Source organism: Methylobacterium sp. WL9 (assembly GCF_008040035.1).
Classification (GTDB): domain Bacteria; phylum Pseudomonadota; class Alphaproteobacteria; order Rhizobiales; family Beijerinckiaceae; genus Methylobacterium; species Methylobacterium thuringiense.
In genome coordinates, this window is the sequence record NZ_VRVE01000007.1 from 63963 (window position 1) to 77444 (window position 13482).

The 13482-nt window shown below is 65.4% G+C and carries 28 protein-coding genes; 16 read left to right on the forward strand and 12 right to left on the reverse strand.

Annotation, left to right across the window (positions count from 1 at the left end):
* Positions 1-8: 8 nt before the first annotated feature.
* From FV217_RS04785 to FV217_RS22715, 10 genes are all read right to left on the reverse strand, one after another.
* Complete coding sequence (locus tag FV217_RS04785) at positions 9-236, reverse strand: hypothetical protein (protein WP_147814823.1); 228 nt, start codon at positions 234-236, stop codon at positions 9-11.
* Positions 220-456 (reverse strand): hypothetical protein, encoded by a 237-nt coding sequence (locus FV217_RS04790; RefSeq protein ID WP_147814825.1) that lies wholly within the window; start codon positions 454-456, stop codon positions 220-222. The genes FV217_RS04785 and FV217_RS04790 overlap by 17 nt, the downstream gene beginning before the upstream one ends.
* Complete coding sequence (locus tag FV217_RS04795; RefSeq protein ID WP_147814827.1) at positions 453-1028, reverse strand: hypothetical protein; 576 nt, start codon at positions 1026-1028, stop codon at positions 453-455. The genes FV217_RS04790 and FV217_RS04795 overlap by 4 nt, the downstream gene beginning before the upstream one ends.
* Before the next feature lie 3 nt (positions 1029-1031).
* Positions 1032-1310, reverse strand: coding sequence for a DUF2312 domain-containing protein (locus tag FV217_RS04800; protein ID WP_147814829.1), 279 nt, complete (start codon positions 1308-1310; stop codon positions 1032-1034).
* Positions 1311-1396: 86 nt separating this feature from the next.
* A complete protein-coding gene (locus tag FV217_RS04805; RefSeq protein WP_147814831.1) occupies positions 1397-1891 on the reverse strand; it encodes a MucR family transcriptional regulator in 495 nt (164 codons plus the stop codon).
* Between the two features lie 48 nt (positions 1892-1939).
* Entirely contained in the window at positions 1940-2263 is a 324-nt protein-coding gene (locus FV217_RS04810; RefSeq protein ID WP_147814833.1) for a hypothetical protein, read from the reverse strand.
* Positions 2260-2571, reverse strand: coding sequence for a hypothetical protein (locus tag FV217_RS04815; RefSeq protein ID WP_210245119.1), 312 nt, complete (start codon positions 2569-2571; stop codon positions 2260-2262). The genes FV217_RS04810 and FV217_RS04815 overlap by 4 nt, the downstream gene beginning before the upstream one ends.
* Positions 2568-2765 carry a hypothetical protein gene (locus tag FV217_RS04820; protein WP_147814835.1) on the reverse strand — a complete coding sequence of 66 codons (198 nt, stop codon included), beginning with the start codon at positions 2763-2765 and terminating at the stop codon, positions 2568-2570. The genes FV217_RS04815 and FV217_RS04820 overlap by 4 nt, the downstream gene beginning before the upstream one ends.
* Positions 2762-3190, reverse strand: a complete 429-nt coding sequence (locus tag FV217_RS04825; protein ID WP_147814837.1) for a hypothetical protein — start codon at positions 3188-3190, stop codon at positions 2762-2764. Before FV217_RS04825 ends, FV217_RS04820 begins: the two co-directional genes overlap by 4 nt.
* A 383-nt stretch (positions 3191-3573) precedes the next feature.
* Complete coding sequence (locus FV217_RS22715; RefSeq protein WP_187272434.1) at positions 3574-3738, reverse strand: hypothetical protein; 165 nt, start codon at positions 3736-3738, stop codon at positions 3574-3576.
* Positions 3739-3822: 84 nt separating this feature from the next.
* Here FV217_RS22715 and FV217_RS04830 point away from each other — a divergent pair, with 84 nt between their 5' ends.
* Complete coding sequence (locus FV217_RS04830; protein WP_147814839.1) at positions 3823-4332, forward strand: hypothetical protein; 510 nt, start codon at positions 3823-3825, stop codon at positions 4330-4332.
* Between the two features lie 20 nt (positions 4333-4352).
* Here FV217_RS04830 and FV217_RS04835 read toward each other — a convergent pair whose 3' ends face one another.
* Positions 4353-4586 (reverse strand): YdaS family helix-turn-helix protein, encoded by a 234-nt coding sequence (locus tag FV217_RS04835; protein ID WP_147814841.1) that lies wholly within the window; start codon positions 4584-4586, stop codon positions 4353-4355.
* 88 nt (positions 4587-4674) lie between these two features.
* Between FV217_RS04835 and FV217_RS04840 the strand changes: the two genes are divergently transcribed.
* On the forward strand, positions 4675-5346 hold the full coding sequence (locus FV217_RS04840; protein ID WP_187272435.1) for a helix-turn-helix domain-containing protein: 672 nt from the start codon (positions 4675-4677) through the stop codon (positions 5344-5346).
* 365 nt (positions 5347-5711) lie between these two features.
* Positions 5712-5945: a hypothetical protein gene (locus FV217_RS04845; RefSeq protein WP_147814845.1), complete on the forward strand. Its 234-nt coding sequence runs from the start codon at positions 5712-5714 to the stop codon at positions 5943-5945.
* Between the two features lie 112 nt (positions 5946-6057).
* On the opposite strand, the gene FV217_RS04850 is transcribed toward FV217_RS04845, so the two are convergent.
* The gene (locus FV217_RS04850; RefSeq protein WP_147814847.1) at positions 6058-6318 is read right to left on the reverse strand and encodes a hypothetical protein; all 261 of its coding nucleotides are present in this window, start codon (positions 6316-6318) and stop codon (positions 6058-6060) included.
* Between the two features lie 372 nt (positions 6319-6690).
* Between FV217_RS04850 and FV217_RS04855 the strand changes: the two genes are divergently transcribed.
* The 13 genes from FV217_RS04855 (at position 6691) to FV217_RS04910 (ending at position 13283) form a co-directional block, all read left to right on the forward strand.
* Positions 6691-7248 carry a hypothetical protein gene (locus FV217_RS04855; RefSeq protein WP_147814849.1) on the forward strand — a complete coding sequence of 186 codons (558 nt, stop codon included), beginning with the start codon at positions 6691-6693 and terminating at the stop codon, positions 7246-7248.
* Entirely contained in the window at positions 7248-7673 is a 426-nt protein-coding gene (locus FV217_RS04860; RefSeq protein ID WP_147814851.1) for a hypothetical protein, read from the forward strand. Before FV217_RS04855 ends, FV217_RS04860 begins: the two co-directional genes overlap by 1 nt.
* Entirely contained in the window at positions 7673-7966 is a 294-nt protein-coding gene (locus FV217_RS04865) for a hypothetical protein (RefSeq protein WP_147814853.1), read from the forward strand. The genes FV217_RS04860 and FV217_RS04865 overlap by 1 nt, the downstream gene beginning before the upstream one ends.
* 120 nt (positions 7967-8086) lie before the next feature.
* A complete protein-coding gene (locus FV217_RS04870) occupies positions 8087-8392 on the forward strand; it encodes a hypothetical protein (protein WP_147814855.1) in 306 nt (101 codons plus the stop codon).
* Complete coding sequence (locus FV217_RS04875; protein WP_147814857.1) at positions 8389-8784, forward strand: HNH endonuclease; 396 nt, start codon at positions 8389-8391, stop codon at positions 8782-8784. Before FV217_RS04870 ends, FV217_RS04875 begins: the two co-directional genes overlap by 4 nt.
* Before the next feature lie 64 nt (positions 8785-8848).
* Positions 8849-9370: a hypothetical protein gene (locus FV217_RS04880; RefSeq protein WP_147814859.1), complete on the forward strand. Its 522-nt coding sequence runs from the start codon at positions 8849-8851 to the stop codon at positions 9368-9370.
* A 1-nt stretch (position 9371) separates the two neighbouring features.
* On the forward strand, positions 9372-10502 hold the full coding sequence (locus FV217_RS04885) for a hypothetical protein (protein ID WP_147814861.1): 1131 nt from the start codon (positions 9372-9374) through the stop codon (positions 10500-10502).
* Between the two features lie 208 nt (positions 10503-10710).
* A complete protein-coding gene (locus FV217_RS04890; protein WP_147814863.1) occupies positions 10711-11628 on the forward strand; it encodes a hypothetical protein in 918 nt (305 codons plus the stop codon).
* Positions 11618-12085 (forward strand): hypothetical protein, encoded by a 468-nt coding sequence (locus FV217_RS04895; protein ID WP_147814865.1) that lies wholly within the window; start codon positions 11618-11620, stop codon positions 12083-12085. Before FV217_RS04890 ends, FV217_RS04895 begins: the two co-directional genes overlap by 11 nt.
* On the forward strand, positions 12078-12530 hold the full coding sequence (locus tag FV217_RS04900; protein WP_147814867.1) for a hypothetical protein: 453 nt from the start codon (positions 12078-12080) through the stop codon (positions 12528-12530). The genes FV217_RS04895 and FV217_RS04900 overlap by 8 nt, the downstream gene beginning before the upstream one ends.
* A complete protein-coding gene (locus FV217_RS04905) occupies positions 12524-12937 on the forward strand; it encodes a hypothetical protein (RefSeq protein WP_147814869.1) in 414 nt (137 codons plus the stop codon). The genes FV217_RS04900 and FV217_RS04905 overlap by 7 nt, the downstream gene beginning before the upstream one ends.
* Positions 12924-13085 carry a hypothetical protein gene (locus tag FV217_RS22720; RefSeq protein WP_187272436.1) on the forward strand — a complete coding sequence of 54 codons (162 nt, stop codon included), beginning with the start codon at positions 12924-12926 and terminating at the stop codon, positions 13083-13085. Before FV217_RS04905 ends, FV217_RS22720 begins: the two co-directional genes overlap by 14 nt.
* Positions 13086-13283: a hypothetical protein gene (locus tag FV217_RS04910; protein WP_147814871.1), complete on the forward strand. Its 198-nt coding sequence runs from the start codon at positions 13086-13088 to the stop codon at positions 13281-13283.
* The last annotated feature ends 199 nt before the right edge of the window (positions 13284-13482 follow it).

Genomic DNA, 13482 nt, shown 5'->3' on the forward strand with positions numbered 1-13482 from the left:
GCTCTCCTTCAGGCTGCTGGCTGCGGTGTGCTGAAGTGCTTGGGCAGGTCGTCGTGGCCCGGCAGAAGCTGCTGGCCTGCCGCCTCGATCCGCCTGCGCTCCGCTGGCGTGGACGGCCGGGCCTCGCGGCGCGCCTTGTCCAGGATCTCCTGCACGGTCGGCTGCGCATGCTTCGACTTGCGGCCGCGCTTCTTTTCCGAGGGGGGGGTAGCGTCGGTTTCAGGCTCCGGGTGCATCGCTGGCCTCCACGGTTGCGGATGAGGATCGGGCGGCCGCGCAGCGCTCTTCACGCTGCCTCGCCAGGACGCGGCAGACGCCCGCCTCGCTCAGGATCTCGCCGCCCATGGCCAGGGCGACGGTGATGTCGATGGAGTCGAAGCCGTCGGCCCAGAGATCGGCGATCTCCTGCTCAAGGGCGGGATCGGTGTCGGCGTGGGTGTGTGCGGCGGCCATCATCGACGCATCCCCGCGATCACGGTCTCGACCTGTCCGACGCTGATGCCGAGCGACGCGGCGATGAGCTTCGGCGCATGACCGGCCCGGTGTCGGAGTTCGATGTCGGCCGCGTCCTGCTCATCCACGGGGATGGAAGTGAGGACCATGCGGATGGAATTGGCCTCGGCCCCGGGGTGCGGCCGGACCTCGCGCACGAACTGGTCGGACGCTGCCGCGATGATGCCGGCCTGGGCTGCCGCATCGAGGCAGGGGGCCGTGCGGTTCTCGGGCTTCCCGGAGAACGCCGGCATGTAGATGTCGACGTCGCAGAGGCCGGAGATGCGGCCCGGCACCGGCACGGTGGTGCTGATCGCGAGCACGGCCTTCCCGATCCACTCGCGATAGCGCGGTGTGCAGACCCGCGTTTCGCCGATGCGGAAGAAGGAGGTCGTGGTCTTGGGCGGCAGCGGGAATCGGATCTCGACCGTCGGCACGATGGCGCGCCGGAAGTAGGCGGCCCGCTGCTCAGGGCGCCGGTGGAGCGCCTCGGTGGCCTTCTGGCGCTTTTGGGCTGTGGGGGAGAGGGCCTGCATGGCTCAGGCCGCCATCCCGAGGGCCTGCAGGTAGAGCTCGAGGATGGCCTCCTCTTCCTGCAGCTCGGCGTGGTCCTTCTTCCGCATGCGGAGGATCGTGCGGACAGCGGTCGTGTCGAAGCCGCGGCCCTTCAATTCGGACATGACCTCCTTCACGTCGCCGGCGATGGCGGCCTTCTCCTCCTCGAGACGTTCGATGCGCTCGATGAACTGGCGGAGCTCGTCGGCGGCGACGCCGGTCGCGGAAACGTCGGCTTGCTGATTTGCGGTGTTCGTGGTCATGTACTGGTGCTCCTGGCAGAGTGTTCTGCTGTGGCCGCCCGGTGCCTCGCTTTGCGGATGAGGCCTGGGCGGTTTTCGTTTGGGGGTTAGGCGGCGAGGGAGTTGCTGGCCGTGTCGGGCGCCGGGGCGCGGCCGCCGGGCACACCGAGGCCGGCCGCCTTCGCGAGCGCCGAGCGGGCAGCCGAGTAGCTCGGCGCGACCATCGGATAGTCGGACGGCAGGCCGTAGCGCTGGCGGTAGGTGTGCGGGTCGAGCCCGTGCGTGCCCAGGTGCCGCTTCATCGACTTGTAGGGCTTGCCGTCGACGAAGCTGATCAGCGCGTCGGGCGTGATCGACTTGCGGATCTGGGCCGGGGTCGGCTTCTCGATCTCCGCGGCCGCCTGGTCGGCCTCGACCACCGGCCGGCCCAGGCCGACGATCGCCGCGTGCGTGTCGCGGATCAGGGCGGGCAGATCCCGCTGGCTCACCGCATTGTGCGAGACGTAGGCGGAGACGATGTCGACCGTCAGGGCGACGAGGGGGTTAAAGCTGGTGCCGTCGTCCCGGTGGGCCTGGGGCTGAAGGCGATGGACCTCGGACATGGTCGATGCTCCGATTGTTGTAGGCGGGATCCGCCCGCCGGCGGAAATTCAGGCGTGGGCGCTGACGACAGCGGGAAGCTCGGGCTCTCGGCGCGGGACGCGCGGCTCGTTCGGCTCTGCTTCGGCGGCGAGCTTCTTCGCGTCGTCGATGACGAGGGCGCCGCGCTCGCGCAGGTGTTCGAAAGCCGTGATCGAGAGCAGGTAGTCGACGGCGATCGGCGCGAGCTCGCCCGTGGTCGCGTTGACGGCACAGGGGTCGGCGATGACGAGCGCGATGCCGCCGGGCACGGCCGCGAGCGCGATGGTGACGGAGCGGCCGTCGGCCGTGGGCAGGCGTAGGCCGGAGCCCGTGAGTTCGGGTTCGCGGGTCAAGGCGCGACCTCCGCGATGCAATCGAGGGCGACGGAGAGCGCGCCGGCCGCACCACCGGCGCCGGTGCGCGTCAGGGCAGCGCGGAGGTCGTCCGCCGGGCATCCGCTCTGCAGCGCGAGCGATGCAGCGATGGCGCAGTCGCGGGCGAAGACGTCCGTCTGCGAGTCGAGCTTGCCGCCATTGAGGAACACCTCAGCAAGGCGGCCGTCGGCAAAGCGGGAGAAGCCGGCCGTGTAGTGGATGTTGTCGTGGAAGAACTCGACGATGGTCGAGTCCCGGCGACCGGGAAGGCGCTCGCGATCGGTCATGGGCGTCGCTCCCGTGTGTCGGTGCGATCGTCCTCGTTGCGATCCCAGAGGCGCGGATCCCATTCCCGGGCGCGGTCGTCGCAGAACCGAGAGGCGGCGAGCACGGGCGTCGCGAAGTCGCCGATCCAGAGCAGGACGACGGCAGCGCCGCGAAGAGCCGAAGCCGTGAGGCGATTGATGATGGCTGAAATCACGCGCGGCCCTCCCGGACATCGGTGAGCTGCTGGCGGATCGATGCGGCGTGGCGCTCGAGGCGCGACTGCCGGCAGATGCGCGCGGCTTCCTGAAGCGAGTCCGGTGAAGCGTCGGGCGAGATGAAGCAGAACAGCTCCGGCCCGTAGACCTCGATCAGGCGGTGGTAGGCGTTGCCCGAAGGCGAAGACGCGCCCTCCAGCCACTTGCTGACCGTCTTGTGCGAGATACCGGTGTCGGCCTCGACACACGACGCCGTCTTCGTGGCATGGATCCCACGTAGAAACTCAGCAATCCGCACTGCGAAAGTTTGGGGTTCGATTACCCCAATGTTTCGCAAGAACACCCCAGATTTTCGCATGACCTTCTCCGATGCTGTGTGCATCGAAGAAGTGCGGCCCAGGAGACCTTTGGAGGTGAAGGACACGGCGGACATCTCAGCGGAGCCCGGAATTGTTGACGGGATACGCACGACGAACAGCAGCGCGACCGCCGGCTTGGCGGCAGGGACGGACGCGCGAGAAACGGCACGAGACGAAGCCCGACGGCGCTTGGCGGCGCTGATCCGGGAAGGGGTGGTTTGGTACGGCGAAGCCCGAAAGGGCCGGAGCACTGAGGCTCCGGCAGTCAGGGGAGGAAACGCTCGAGGTGAGCGTGCCCAGGTGGGCCTCGGACGCGCCGAGATGGCGCGAATGGATGGCGGCGGCGCTCATGGCGCGCACCAAGCGATTGCCAGGAAGGCGACTGGCGCAGCTGCGATGAAGGCGACCAGCGCCCCCGCGAGCAGCGATCGGGTCCGGCTCGACATGGTCATCGCGTGACCTCGCGAGCGAGGGTCGGCAGCTCGCCGCGACTTGCCTTGTCGTGGGCCATGCCGATCACGCTCGCGACGATGGCGAGCCACAGGGCGATCGAGATGCCGAAGCCGATGGCGATGCCCTTGGCGGGCGAGAGTGGGTGCGAGCGGCCGATCATGTGGCGCTCCGCAGAATTGCGACGTCCGACTCACCCGAGGGGGCGGAGGGGGCCGGACGCGCTACATCAGCGGCTGCGAAACCGATGCTGATGGAGCTGAGAATGGTCGACATATCTGCCATTTCAGGCCTGCTCTCCTCGTTGAAGGCGAGCACGGATCTGACGAAGGCGATGCTGGGTCTCCGGGATGCCCAGCTTGTGCGGGAGAAGGCCGTCGAACTGACGGCTGAGATCATGTCCGCCCATCAGGGCGCACTTGCGGCCCAGTCGGCGCAGGCGGCTCTGCTGAGTGAAGTTGCCGATCTGAAACAGCAGATAAAGAAATTTGAAGACTGGGACCGCGAAGCACAGCGCTACGAACTGATGGAGATTGCTACCGGAAGCTTCGCCTACGTGCTTAAGCCCGATATGCAGGCGGGCGAGACCGGTCACGCAATTTGCGCAACCTGCTACCAGAACCGCCGCAAAAGCATCCTGCAGGCGTTCGCCCGCGACCATCAGTGGACGCTTACGAACTACCTGCGGTGTGACACCTGCAAAGCTGAGATCGTGATCGGACAGACTTACAGCGGCCCGACCGGCAGGATCAGTTAGGCGGCCATGTGTAAGCAGAGTCATGCCGCCGCTCCCGTGGTCTCGGGTTGGGCGGACGAGCCGAAGATTTCGGGGCAGAGAAGCCGCCGGCTGATGCCGCAGGCGCATTCGATCTTGATGGCGAGGCGGGGCGAACACCGGCCTGCCTTCTTGGCCTTCCAGATCGCCGCCTGAGAGACCGAGCAGGCCGACGCCAGCTTGGCCTCGGAGCCCTTGTCTCGAATTGCTGCCTCAATGAGGTGACGGACGCTCATGCCGTTGGTTATGAACACGTCGGTTGTTGGTTGTCAACAACCAGAATGTTCGAGCCTACTAACAACCGAGGTTGTAATCTCGCCTTCGATGACGTGGCACGATCTCATTCGCGAAGCGCGCAACAGCAGAGGCTGGAGCCAGGCGAGGCTTGGAAAAGCCGTCGGAGTTTCGCAGGCCGCAATCGCAAAGATCGAGAAGAGCAACCCAAAGAGCACCGTCGTGTTGGACGCGCTGATTGAGGCGCTCGAGCTTGATCGCTCACTCTTCCCGACAGAAGCTTTCGGCCAGGAGCGAGAGGGCGGGCCGATGGTCGTTCAGCCCGTCCCAGAGTTTGCTCGCGATCCGGCATACTGGGCCGCAGCAGCAGGACTTGTTGGCGATGTGCCCCTTTACGCCGCAGCCGAAGGGGGAGAAGGCTCGCTGATCATCGAACGCGATCCAATCGGAGCCGTGAAGCGCCCCCCTCTGCTTCAGGGCGTCAAGAATGGATATGCGATCTATTTGACTGGCACATCAATGAGCCCGGAGTTTGAGCCCGGCGATACACTGTTCGTAAATCCACGCCTGCCAGTGCTTCGCGACGCTTCGTGCGTTTTTTATGGCGCTGACGATGATGAGCCTAAAGCTTCCGTAAAACGCTATCTCAGCCATACAGAAGTAGATTGGACGGTCCGCCAGTTTTCGCCCGATAAAACCTTCACGATGGCGCGAGAGCAATGGCCGCTGCGCCATCGGATCGTGTCGAAGAACTTTCGTTAGACCCTAGTGGTGAAAATCTGACGGATGGTACCCGCCCGAACCGTCCGTAATGAGTAGCAATCGGGCCCTGACCTTTTGCCGTCAAGCAGACGCTTTGCCTCCAACCTAACCTCGTTGTAGTGGTTGGCCACTGCCATGCTTGGAAGTTGATATCAGCAGATTATTGCCTACAAGCTTAGCATTTATATCGTTCGTACATACAGCATGCACTGCACAAACCCGAATATTGAATTATTTTTATTTAGGCACTTAAGTTATTTTTTGTGGGTGAGTTCTGGTCTATATTGATCTCGGCGCAGCTCTGCTCCTGGCTTTCTGCGCTTGAGAGATCCGTGTGCTCCCGCCTTCGATGCGAGGAGAGCCACGTGCCCCGCTTCCATTTCAATGTTTACGACGGCAAAGCCAACATTGACTCAGACGGTACTGATTTCGATACCTGGGAAGATGCTCGTGTGGGGGCCATTTGCTCAATAGGATACGAACTGATGGATGACGCGAAGCGCATCGCGCTTGGTGAGGAGTGGCGCATGGAGGTGACCGATGACGCCGGCCTCGTACTCCTCCGTCTCGACTTCAGTATGATAGCGTTGGCGCCATGATTAAGTTCGTAGCTCTTCGTCCACCAAGGTGCCGGGAAGTAGACCTTTTCATGGCCTGCTAAGGGTCGAACTCGGACGCGGCCAGAGGGTACTAAGCGTCAAAATTCCACCACTAGAACGGTAAGCCTTCCTCGTTGCCGGGGACACGACCGTAGCTTGCGATCACGACCGGCTCATCAAACTCGCCGGTTGTGGGATTGCCAGTCCTCGAAAAGGCAATCACGCCCGGCTTCCGTTCGGACAGCCGCTCGGCCTGTCTCAGTGCCGAGGCCTCCGATTGCGCTTGCACGGGAGAATCCATTCTCAGGCCGCCACGCTCCCTCGAGAAGCTCTGGATCACGAAATACGTCTTACGCTGAGAGCTCTCTGCCATCAGGGTCTCCTCCGTTTTGCTTCCTCATGTTCCCTTTCTGTTCTCATTGGAGTCAATACGAGGAACCAGAGGTAGGCTGTGGACAACCGGGACAACAACCGAAACCCCGACGGTAGTTGACAACCAACAACCTCGGTTATAGGGGTTGGTTATCGCCACTCGCGATGGAGCCGCCCAGTGTCATTCCTCGCCAACCTCGCGCCCTTCGTTCCCGTCCTCATCGTCGGCGCGGTCTTCGTCATCGGTAGCGCTCTCGTCGGGGAGGGCTGATCGATTTTTCACGATCGCAACCTAACCGTCACCGCAGTTGCCGAGCGCTTTGCCTACGGGCAGAGCCGCAAGAGCAGCCGGGCTCGCATCGCGCGCCAGAACGTGGCCGCCAAGCGCGAGCGGAACGCCCGGGCTCAGGCCGTCTTTTTCGCCGCCGACGAGCATGCCGGCCTCGTCGCCCGCGGCCGCGCTCTCATGGAGCGCGAGGCTGCCGATCCGGTCGTCACCGTCAACGTCGGCCGCGCCCTCGCCATTCTCGACAAGGCCGAGACATCCTGGAAGCGCCCCGGCCACGTCGTCGTCTGGATTAACACCGGAGACGCGGTTCTGCTGGGCAATGTGTTCCGGCGGCTCAACGGGTTCGTGCTGGGCCTCGACTGCCTCGACGAGATCGCCGGGCGCGCCCCGCCCGACGGCACGGCCATCGAATGCCTGACGCCTGAACTGATCGCTGCGCTTGAGGCGCTGGATACCGCCGGTGAGGCGCGTGCTGCCGCCATCCTCCGCACCGCGATGCTCGCGAGCACCACGTGCCGGCTTCACGTTGCTCCGAGTGACGCCGGGTGGCTTGCCGATGTCCTGCGGGCCGTCGGTGCCCCGGGCCGCCTCGTGGCTGCGCTCGCGCCGATCGCCGCGGCCGCAGACCGGAGGGCTTCGTGATGGCCGTTGCGCTCGCTCGCGCCGATGCCGGCCGCTGCGTCGATCACGCTTCGCCGCGCGGCCTTGTCCGCGAAGAACCCCTGCCCTGCTGCGCGGGCCGCCGCGACCGCCATCGGCGCCACCTGAGCTACTGGCACGGCGTTTCCGGGCGGACGTACCTCGTGCGGGTCTACGGGCCAGATGAGATCGCGTCGGCCGAGGCCGGCGTATACCTCGCCGTGTGCCGCGACGAGCGTGGGCAGGGCGTCCTGCTGCTCCGCCGGTCGGTCCGATTCGGCGACCTTGGTCTCCCCGGCTGGCTCAAGACCGCGGCGATGCGCGGCGCGACTGAGATCCATCGCTATCGCCTAGGCGACTGCGAGCAGGAGCGCTCCGACGTCGTCGCAGATCTCATAGAACCCGATCTCGCGAACGGGTGGTCGTGATGTCTCCGGCTGCGACACTCACCATCCTCCTGCCGGCGGCGGCCTACGCGGCTCTGGTTTCGGCGATGATCGACAACGGCAGTCTCGGCGCCGCCGTTGGCATGGTTCGCCGCGCCGCCCGGCCCGACGACGGAGTCGTGCGGCTTCGCATCAACTCTGCGGTCGCGTGGTCGATCGTGACGAGCCTCGCGTCGTCGGCCGACACCCGCGGCGCCCTGGCTGCCCTCGAGGCCGCCTATTGGGGCGCTGGAGAGCCGATCATCGATCTCGCGCAAGCCTGCGAGGCCGCATGAATCCGCACGCCCTGGCCCTTGCTGGCTTCGTCCTCGTGAGCCTCGCAGTAACCGCGATCCTGCTCACGCCCATAATCGTCGTGGAGCTTCACAGCCGCGTGCGCCGCTACATCGATAGCCGTGGAGGCCGTCATGGCTAAAGCTGAACCGTACATTCCAAAGCCCGTTCAGTTCGGTCGTCGCCAAGACGGACTCGTTTTCATCGATATCGAGACCGCCGACGGGCAGCATTGCTCGACAATCTGGCCCGGCACGCTGCGCGAGGCTCAGAGCTTCGCCCAGGCCGTCGGTGCCATCGCCCTCATGATCGAAGCGATCGCCACCGCTCGTGCCGACGTACGGGACCAAGACACCGACACCTTCATCGCGCGATCGTCTGCCGAGAAGCTGGATCAAGCGCTGGCGGCTGTTGGGGCGCGGCCGTGACGCGCCTGTACTGCTCAGACAATTCCGAGAACGTCGGCACGACCCGGCGTAAGCCCCTCACGGCCTCGCAGAAGCTCGCCCTCTACGATGAGCAGAAGGGCATCTGCCCCCTGTGCGGCCTGTTCATGGTCGCCGGCAAGAAGCTGATCGACGAGCACCTTCGGCCGCTCGGCCTCGGCGGCACGAACGACTTCGGGAACCGGGCGATCGTCCACGAGGCCTGCGCGGACGCCAAGACCCACGGCCCGCGGGGCGACATCGCCCGCATTGCCGACGCCAAGGCCCAGAAGCGGGCCGCCCTTGGCTTCAAGACCCGCAAGGGCCGCCCCATGCCCGGCTCTCGAGCGTCCGGCTTGAAGCGCGGCTTCGACGGCACCGTCACCCGCCGGTGAGCGGCGCAGACACGACGACCCTTCCCCCTCGCGCCAGCCTTTTCATTTCGACGGAGCGCACCCGATGACACAGACCCTCCCCACCGCATCCGATGGCGCTTTGCGGGCGGACTTTCCCGGCGATCGTTTTGAGGGGCCACTTACCCTTCGTGAGGCGGCGCTGGAGGTCGTAAACTGGTTCGACAAGGACGGATCGGTCGGCACTCTGCCGGGCCACATCATGGACTTGCGTGCCGCTCTCGCCCTTCCCCCAGCACAAGATCCAGTCCCCGCGCTGGGGTTGCCGGCAGGAGAGGCCGAGGGGCTGCGGGCGCTGAGCGATCGGCTTTTGGTGGCGCAAAACTACTGGAAAGATAGCGGCAACGGGTACGCGCGCTTCAACTCGGCTAGCCTTGAATTTGCTGATGCTGCTCAGGTGTACTTTCGCACCCACGTCCTCGCCCCGCCAGCATCGGCGGCAGACGGCGAGGGGCTGCGATCCGCGCTCCGGGCGATCCTAAAGCTCGATCCCGCGACGACCGAGTTCACCTTGGCTGGTCAGATGGCGGAAATTGCCGCCAAAGCTCTCTCCTCGGAGGGCCGCTGATATGGGCGCTCTCAATCAGATCCCCGACTCCCGACGCGCCGACGCGGTTGAGATCGGATTGTTGATCCAAAAACACGTCAGCGTCATTTACAACGAAAGCCGGGCCTTTACCTCTGGAATAGACGAGGCCGTGGCGAGCATCGTTCTCTATTTGGAGAACGGGGCAGCCTGTCAGTCCTCGCAGCCGACCACCCCGCCACCAGTCCCTGCGACACGGGTCGCGGGGCTGGATCGCGAGGCAGCCGATACGTTCACCCGCCTCACGGATGCAGCGTTGTTGGGGGAATATTTCGACAGCGACCCCGATGAGCGCGGCAACGACGAAGCTGAGTTCTTGGCCAGCATCCGCAGGGATTACCCAGAGCACGTAGATGTCGCCGAGGCCATCGCTCGGCGCTCGCTCAAGGCCCTCGCCCCCACCCCCGGCGAAACGCCCGGACAGGATGCGGTGGCTGCTCTGCGCAAGATCGCCGAGCTTCGCTTTGCAGAGAATGCGAACGAGCCCTTCGACGACGCCTTAGATATCGCGGACGCAGCCCTCGCCTCGCTCCGATCCACCCAGGCCGACACGGGCGGGGAGAGCCAGACACCGGCACCGGCCGGGGATGCCGTGGAGGCGCTGGCGCAGGTGCTGAAAGACTGGCACGCGAATACATCTGCGGACCCGTCAAGCAACGAACTTGATGCTGGCGCCCGCGCAGCCCTCGCAGCCATCGCGCAGGGGCCGGGTGCGGGGCAGACAGACGCCGCGCGTAACGTGCTGGCCGAGAGGCGGCGACAGGTCGAGGCGGAAGGCTGGACGCCCGAGCACGACGATACGCACAGCAAGGGCGAGATGGTTCGGGCTGCCGCCAACTACGCAGCCATGTCCGGCATGATCCTGGCGAACGGCGCGAACGATTGCGACAGGACTTTTGGGCCGCCGCTTAGTGGCCTCGGCTACTCGGCCGGCTGGGACTATCACCTGCAGACCACGCTTGACTGGCCGTGGTCTCGGCAGTGGTGGAAGCCCGGCCCAGTTCGGCCGATGCTCGTCAAAGCCGGCGCGTTGATCCTCGCTGAAATCGAACGGCTCGACCGAGCTTCCCTGCCCGCCGCCCCGGCCACCGCCGCGAGCGAGAGGGCGAAGTGATGGCCATTATTATGAGAAATTGGCTCGGCCAGAACGTCATTGTCTCCGACGCAATGTACTGGATGTACCGCAGCCGTGCTTCGCTTCGATACTCAGCCTTAATTGCAAGAAAACAACTCCGAGACCGCGCTGTAGACCAGCACAAGAGCTACACGCATCTCGGTGCAGACGCCACGACGGTCTCCTTTGATCAGACAGAGGACGCAGCATGAGCCTCCTCGGACCTGAGTGCCACTGCGAAGATCCGATCATCAGGTGCGATGACCGTGGCTGCCACTGCGATCTATGCGGGGGCTATGAACGCATTGATCTGCTCGACGAGCCGGTCGCCCCCGCCCGCCCAACCGAAACCGCTGAGATCCGCGAGGCGGCGCCATACGTCCTGATGAAGCGCGGTCTGTACTGGTGCCCGAACGGCCAGGGCTACACCGGCGTCCTGGCCGAGGCCGGCCGCTACTCGGAAGAAGCGGCTCGTGCGCGCCACGGCCACGAGCCGGGCAGCACGACGATGCGCCTCGCATCAGACTGCGCCGAGTTCGCGCCGGCCTGCTGGCCCGAGACGCAGATCAAGGTGCTTCGCGCTCAACGCGACGCCGCCCTGGCGGAACGGGATGAGGCGCGGGAGGAGCGCGACGCGCTTCTCGGCGCAGCCGGTTTCAAGCCCGGCTCGTTCCGCAGCGCTCTGACACGCAAGGTCATCCTGGATGATGTCGCCGGGATGCGCCCGGAGATGGTCAAGGCGCGCCGGCAGGCGGCCCGAGTCCAAGGCGACGCCGATCTCTGGACCATGCGCATGCTGGAAGAGTGGCCCGGCGACACGCTGCTGCTGCGCCTCTGGCGGCAGAAGAAGGAAGCCAAGGCCGAACGCGACGCCGCCACCGCCCAAGCCGATCGCACCGCAGGCGAGCTTGCGGCGGCAGAGGCGGAGAAGGTGCGGCGGACAACACCGCGGCCGATCGCTGAATACCACGAGGACTTCGGCTTCGTGACCTGGTGGATTTTCCCGGTCTGCGAGCCGGCGTGGATCGGCAGCCCGAACGACTCCGACTGGCCCGGCTACCACACGCACTTCACGCCGCACCCGGATGTCCAAGACCCCACCGAGGAGCCTCCCCATGCCGAATAACACGAGCCGAGACGTGCTGCTGGCGCTGCGCGAACGCGTGCTGGCGGCAAAGGGGGCGGACGTTCTGACATGCGCCCATTTGATCGCCGAGACCATTGCTCCAGCCGGCAGCTTCGTGAGCGTCGCGCCGGTCTCTGAAACGGTGCGTGTCTGTACGAGGCGAGGTGCTTTCACTGGCGCAGACATCGAATGGGCCGCGTGGCCTTCGTGGCGCTCCGGCTTCAAGGTCAACCCTCTGGAGACGTCGATCGTACTCTTTGAGCGAATGCTGCCGGGGTGGTCTCGCGAAAACGGAAAATCCGGCTTCGGCAATCCGGCCTGGTGCCGCGCCTGGAACCCCTCTCTGTCGCCCAGGGTGAACAACGAGGTCAGGTCGGACCACAACGGCGGGTCCGAGCCTCTGGCCATCCTCGCCGCCCTGCTGACCGCCCTCGCAGGAGGCCCGACCCATGGCTGAGCCGAGGGACGTGGCGGAGGCTGTCGAGGCCGCAATGCTCAAAGCGAGCACGATGTCGGCCCTGCTGCTGGCGTGCGGGGAGATGACCGCCCAAGAGCGACGCACCGCGAAGGCGGTCGCCATTTACATGAGGGGTGTGGCTCTCGCCGCCCTCCGATCCCCGAGCCTGGACCGGGATGGCGAGCGGATGGGGTTCGACATTTTAGCGAAGGGCTTGCTGGCGATTGCCGAGCGCCCCTCGTCGGAGTCGGCCGCTACCAAATCTCGGATCGACGGCCTACTGATGGGACTTTACGACGACGGGTTTGATGCTGCCGCGCGATCCCGAGCCCAGCGCGCATATGATGCGCTGTCCCACGCCAACATCGTCCGGCCTCTCACTGGAGAGGTAGCCGACCGCTATCGCGCCCTCCCCCTCGCGCACGAGGAGAAGGCAGGATGCTGACGAACGCCGATTTCGCTCGATACGCATCCTTCATCGCAGGGCTCGCCAGCCGATGGGCCGGCGACAGCCTGTCGACAGGGAGTGCGGACGATCCCATGGGAGACGAGCCGCTCGCCCGGTTCATTCTCGACATGCAGAAGCGCTTGGACCACCTGTGGCTGCAGGACGTCCAATGGTCGCCCGTGCCGCCGACAGAAGGCGAGCCGGGGAGTTCCTTCGTCCACCCTCGCGTGAGCAAGATCTATCCGGGATTTTACGCCGGTCGCTGTTGGTCCTGCGAGGCGTTCATGACCGCGGAGAAGCGAACGCCTCGCTGCGATCCCTGCGAGATTGCGATGCGCGCTGCGGTCGAGTCTCGCCGTTCCGCCCTCACCCCAGAGCAAGAGGGGCGCGATGGACATGGCTAAGGCGCGGATCACTGCGCTTATCGAGCGCACGAAGACGTGGCGCGACCAGCACCGCACGGCCGGCCGAGGCATCGAAGCTGCCGCCTGCGCCATTCGGCTGAAGGCGCTGACGGAATGTCTGGATATTGTTTCAGGGGAGGCGCCGTAGATGCCGCGTCGCCCCGCCAACGTCACGCAGGCCGACATCGCGCGGGCCATCCGCGCCATGAAGGCGGCCGGCTTCGATGTCGTGCACGTCGTTCTGCGCGATGGCGGAGTCGTCGTCGAGCCGGTGTCGAAGGATGTCCGGGACCGCAGTCGGACGTACGAGGATCTTGCCGCCGAGGATGAGGTGGTGGTCCTATGACCGGCATGCCGAAGAAGCGCCCTCCGCACCTGTGCCGCGAGAAGACCCGCCACGGGAAGTTCGTCTGGTACGTGCGCGTTGGGCAAGGCAAGCGCATCCGGATCATCCACAAGTACGACAGCGTGGCCTTCTGGGACGATTATCGCAACGCGGTCGAGGGCAAGCCCGTCGCGACCGCGAAAGGGCCGGCCGCCGGCAC